The sequence below is a fragment of the Clostridium sp. UBA5119 genome (assembly GCF_002414285.1).
Taxonomy (GTDB): Bacteria; Bacillota; Clostridia; order Clostridiales; family Clostridiaceae; genus Clostridium_J; species Clostridium_J sulfidigenes.
On record NZ_DHYX01000025.1, the window covers coordinates 1 to 5,965 of the forward strand.

The following is a 5,965-nucleotide window of genomic DNA, read 5'->3' on the forward strand; positions in this document are numbered from 1 at the left end:
TCTGCAATAATTCTTCCAAGATTCCCCCTTAAAACATTTAAAAATACTCTTCTTGGAAGAATTATTGCAGAACAGCTTATGGATTTTATGGAGTCCGATAATACTGCTTTAATTTCTCCAGAAGAAGTATTTGAAGAAGAAGTTTTATCAAAGCAGGTTAAAATTAGGATATCCAATGAGAGCCACACTAGATTATATTTAACAGGAAGTAATATGATAAATTATGTTAGCAGCAAAGTTGAAGAGCTAGAAGGAGCAGCTATAAAGAAAGTTATAGATAGATTTGTAGAATTTCTTAGCTTTTATCCAGTAGATTTGATGATTGGAATTATGCAGGATATGAGAGAAAGTCAAAAGAAAATATATAATTTCATATTAGAAAATGAAGAATTTGTAGAGAATTACTTTGTAGCTTATACTGAGATAAAAGGGTAGATAGCCATGAATAAGAATTTTGAAAAATTGAGGGTTAAGCTTTATAATAGGGTAACTAATATAGTTAATGGTGGAGAGATGTTTAAAGCTAGAAGAGATGGCGAAAAATTTGTAGTAAATATACCAGAAGAGTTAAAGGTAGAGTTTTATAGACTAATAGATAGAGTAAATCTAGCCATTATGGAGGATAAGGAAAATTTCTATGGATACTTTTTATTTCAGGTAAAAAGAGAAATAAGATATGATATAGCTACACCTACAGCTATAAGTTTTAAGAGAGCTAAATATATAATTTATTTTAATCCTCTTATATTTTTACAACTTAATTTAAGTCAGATGCAAGGGACTATAAAACATGAAATACATCATATTTTAGCATTGCATCTAGTAAGGGCAAAGGAATTAAGAAAAAAATACAGTACTTTAGCTGTTAATATGGCTATGGACATAGTTGCAAATCAATATATTGATTTCTTACCTGCCTATGCAACTACCTTAGAGTGGGTAAATACAAAATATAATTTGAAGTTAGAACCATATAATTCTATGGAGTACTATGTGAGAGAAATTCAAGGAGAATTGGATTTGTTAGAAGAGGACAAAGAAGGAGAAGAGGATGATTCTAAAGGCGATACTAAGGATGAATATGATCCTAAAAAGACTCATGATACCTGGGATGAATCTGATGATATAGATGATAAAACTCTGAAGTCCTTTACGGAGAAATTTGCAGAGCTTTCTAGTAAAGGAAAGCTTCCAATAGAGATAGAAGCTATGCTAAAAACTTTAAAGGGAAGTGAAAATGAAATCCCATGGAATATTTATTTGAAAAAAATAATGGGAAGCTTAGAGAGTAGTAAGAAGAAAACTGTAACAAGAAGAAGTCGAAGACAACCAAATAGATTAGATTTAAAAGGGGAGTTAAGAGGTCATAGGGCTAAAATTGCTGTAGCTATTGATATAAGTGGAAGCATAAGTGATGCTGAGTTTATGCAATCTATGCAAGAAGTACTTTCAATAGTAAAAAATTATAATAGTGAAGTAACTATAATAGAGTGTGATAGCAATATTAAAAGAGCATATAAGGTTAAGTCTGTAAAAGATATAAGAGAAAGGGTTACTAAAGGGGGAGGAACACAGTTTACTCCTGTATTTGAATATATAAATAACACAGATACTAATTTACTTATATACTTTACTGATGGTAAAGGTGAAGATAAGCTAAAGGTTACTCCTAAGAGTTATAGAACTTTATGGATAATGTCAGGTAGAGGAGATAAATTATCTCTAAAGGAGCCTTATGGAATAGTAAAGAGGCTTAAGGCTATAGAAGAGAAGGATGAGTTTATAGATATACATGACGTAAGAAATGATGGTTGGTCCATGAATAGTGTTGAACCTACAATATAAAGTATTAAAAATTATATAGTTTTACCAATGAGGCTTTTACAAAATGGATAACTCTATTTTTGAAAGCCTCATTTTCTTATAGTTAAGTAATAAGTCTTTAATAAATTCTAACGCTATACATAATATCCACTTATTTAGCTCAACATATAAATGGTATAAGAGTAAAAGTTAAAGATTTATAACTTAGAGAAAAGTAACAAAAGGCTATTGAGGCATTAGATATATGTCTAAATACCTTCATACCAATATATCTAAACTGTAAGAAAAGAGGTAATAACATGAGAAAAATGAAGACTATGGATGGTAATACAGCAGCAGCACATATATCCTATGCATTTACAGAAGTAGCCGCTATATTTCCAATTACACCATCTACACCTATGGCTGAGCTAGTAGATGAATGGGCCGCTAAGGGAAGAAAAAATATATTTGGTCATCCTGTTAAAGTAGTAGAGATGCAATCTGAGGCAGGGGCAGCTGGAGCATTGCATGGTTCCTTACAAGCAGGAGCTCTATCATCTACATATACAGCATCACAAGGCCTATTACTTATGATACCTAACATGTATAGGATGGTAGGAGAAAGATTACCTGGAGTTATACATGTTGCAGCTAGAGCTCTTACTACGTCATCCTTAAGTATATTTGGTGACCATCAAGATGTTATGGCTACAAGACAAACAGGATTTGCAATGCTTGCAGAAGGTTCTGTTCAGGAGGTTATGGATTTAGCAGCAGTAGCACATTTAAGTGCTATAAAGGCTAGAATGCCATTTCTTAGTTTCTTTGATGGCTTTAGAATTTCCCATGAAATACAAAAGGTTGAGGTTATAGAGCAGGAAGAACTTGCAAAACTAGTAGACTATAAAGCTATTGATGAGTTCAGAAAAAATGCTTTAAACCCAGATCATCCAGTTACAAGAGGAACTGCTCAAAACCCTGATTTATATTTCCAAATGTGTGAATCACTAAATAGATATTATGAAGATATACCTACTGTAGTAGAAAATTATATGAGTGAAATAACAAAACTAACAGGAAGAGAATATCACTGTTTTGATTACTATGGATCACCGGATGCAGATAGGATAATCATATCAATGGGTTCTGTATCTGAAGTAGTTGAGGAAACCATAGACTATCTGAGTGCTAAGGGAGAAAAGGTAGGTCTTGTAAAAGTAAGACTTTATAGACCTTTCGCTATAGAGAAATTTATAAAAGCTATACCAAGTACAGTTAAGAAGATAGCAGTACTTGATAGAACTAAGGAGCCAGGTTCTATAGGGGAACCTCTTTATCTAGATGTAGTAAGATCACTATTCGGAAAAGAAAATGCTCCATTAGTAGTAGGTGGAAGATTTGGACTTGGTTCAAAGGATCCAATTCCAGCTCATATAGCTGCTGTATTTGAAAACCTCAAAGAAGATAAACCTAAGGATAGATTTACTATAGGAATAATTGATGATGTTACAAACTCATCTTTAATGCCAAAGGAAGATATAGATGCTACGCCAGAAGGAACAACCTCATGTAAGTTCTGGGGATTAGGTTCTGACGGTACCGTTGGAGCTAATAAGAGTGCTATAAAGATTATTGGAGATCACACAGACATGTATGCTCAAGGATATTTCTCTTATGATTCTAAGAAATCAGGTGGAATAACTGTTTCTCACTTAAGATTTGGTAATAAACCAATTAAATCTCACTATACCATTGACAAAGCAGATTTTGTTGCTTGCCATAACCAATCCTACGTCTATAGTTATAACCTATTGCAAGGGTTAAAGAAGGGTGGAAAGTTTCTTTTAAATACTCAATGGACAGAAAAGGATTTAGAAGATAGATTACCAGCTGACTTAAAAAGATATATATCAGAAAATAATATAGATCTCTACATCATAAATGCAGTTAAAATAGCTCAAGAAATTGGGTTAGGTGGAAGAATAAATATGATAATGCAAGCTGCCTTCTTTAAGATAGCAGATATCATACCTATTGAAGATGCAGTAAAATATTTAAAAGAAGCGGTTATAACTTCCTATGGAAAGAAGGGTGAAAAAGTAGTAAATATGAATCATGCTGCCATTGATTCAGGAATAAATTCTATAACTAAGATAGAAGTTCCAAGTAAATGGAAGGATGCTAAGGATGATAAGTTAGATATAATGAAGGAGGATCCTACTTTTATTAAGGATATTGTAGAGCCAATGAATAGAATGGAAGGAGATGCTATTCCAGTTTCTATATTGGTTAGAGAAGGAGTAGATGATGGTACCTTCATGGCAGGTACTACTGCCTTTGAGAAGAGAGGAATAGCAGTAAATGTACCACAGTGGATTTCAGAGAACTGTATTCAATGTAATCAATGTTCATATGTATGTCCACATGCCACTATTAGAGCCTTTCTATTAGATGAAAAAGAAAAAGAAAATGCTCCAAAGGATATGAAGTTGCTAGAAGCCAAGGGGCTTAAAACCGAAGCTCCAATGTTTTTCCATATAGGAGTTACACCTTTAGATTGTACTGGATGTGGAAACTGTGCAGAGGTTTGCCCAGCTAAAGAAAAAGCTTTAGTTATGAAACCACAGGATAGTCAACATGATCAAATAGAAGTTTGGAATTATGTTGTAGAAAAAGTTACAAATAAAAAGAATCCATTGAACAAAAATACTGTGAAGGGTAGTCAATTTGAGCAGCCTCTCCTTGAATTCTCAGGTGCATGTGCAGGATGTGGAGAAACTCCATATGCTAAACTTGTAACTCAATTATTTGGAGATAGAATGATGATAGCTAATGCTACTGGTTGTTCATCAATTTGGGCAGCAGGAGGACCTTCAACAGCCTATAGACCTAATAAAGAAGGCTATGGACCAGCATGGGCTAACTCACTCTTTGAAGATAATGCTGAGTATGGTTTTGGAATGTTTATGGCTGTTAAAACTATAAGAGAAAGAATTGCACAGAATATAAGAGAAGCTCTAAGTGGGAATATTTCAGAGGTAGCTAAGCCTGTGTTACAGGATTGGTTAGATAACATGGATAAGAGTGAAGGTACAAGAGATAGAGCAACTAAGTTAACCCAAGTTCTTCAGAAAGAAAATAGTGAAATATCTAAGAAGATACTAGAAGATAAAGAATTCTTTGTTAAGAGATCTCAATGGCTATTTGGAGGAGATGGATGGGCTTATGATATAGGATATGGTGGTCTTGACCATGTATTGGCATCAGGAGAAAATGTAAATGCATTAGTCTTTGATACAGAAGTTTATTCTAATACAGGAGGTCAATCATCAAAATCAACTCCAACGGCTGCAGTAGCTAAGTTTGCAGCATCGGGGAAGCGAACTAAGAAGAAGGATTTAGGAATGATGGCTATGAGCTATGGTTATGTGTATGTAGCTCAAGTATCCATGGGAGCAGATAAAAATCAGACTATAAAAGCTATTTCAGAAGCTGAAGCTTATGATGGACCATCATTAATAATAGCTTATTCTACATGTATTAATCATGGTATTAAAGCTGGAATGTCTTATTCACAAGAAGAACAGAAGAGAGCAGTAGAGTGTGGATATTGGACTTTATATAGGTATAATCCAGATTTAAAAGGAACTAAGAATCCGTTCTCCTTAGATTCAAAAGCACCAAATGGAAGCTTTAAAGACTACTTATTAGGTGAGGTTAGATATGCATCCTTAGCCAAGGTATTCCCGGAAGTAGCGGAGGAATTATTTGCAAAGACAGAAGCGGATGCTATGGAAAGATATAATAACTATAAGAAGTTATCAGTTCAAGAATAAAAAATTAGAAGACCATGTCATAGTTATGATGTGGTCTTCTACAATTTAGATACATTATGAGTTTTTATTGATATATATTTTTAAAGCTTTAATCATAAGTATGAGTGCATAAATACCTAAACCCCAAAACAATAAAATTATGGGTAAAACAATTAACATAGGAATAAAAGCAAATAAAGTCTCCATAAAAGTCTCCTTATATAATAATTTAAAATGATTCACTAGATGATATAGAAATAGATTTTTTAGGAATAAATATCACAAACAATGTAGATATAATTAATACAATTGTACAAGCAAGGCCACCCTCAGCTCCGAAGTTA

At 33.3% G+C, this 5,965-nt stretch carries 2 protein-coding genes and 1 pseudogene; all 3 read left to right on the forward strand.

The window, feature by feature from the left end; all coding sequences use genetic code 11:
* A pseudogene (locus B2671_RS03265) lies at positions 1 to 435 on the forward strand (MoxR family ATPase); the annotation flags it as partial.
* A gap of 6 nt (positions 436 to 441) precedes the next feature.
* Positions 442 to 1,845, forward strand: coding sequence for a VWA-like domain-containing protein (locus B2671_RS03270; RefSeq protein WP_346869140.1), 1,404 nt, complete (start codon positions 442 to 444; stop codon positions 1,843 to 1,845).
* Between the two features lie 278 nt (positions 1,846 to 2,123).
* Positions 2,124 to 5,642 (forward strand): pyruvate:ferredoxin (flavodoxin) oxidoreductase, encoded by a 3,519-nt coding sequence (gene nifJ / locus B2671_RS03275; RefSeq protein WP_346869141.1) that lies wholly within the window; start codon positions 2,124 to 2,126, stop codon positions 5,640 to 5,642.
* Positions 5,643 to 5,965 lie beyond the last annotated feature (323 nt).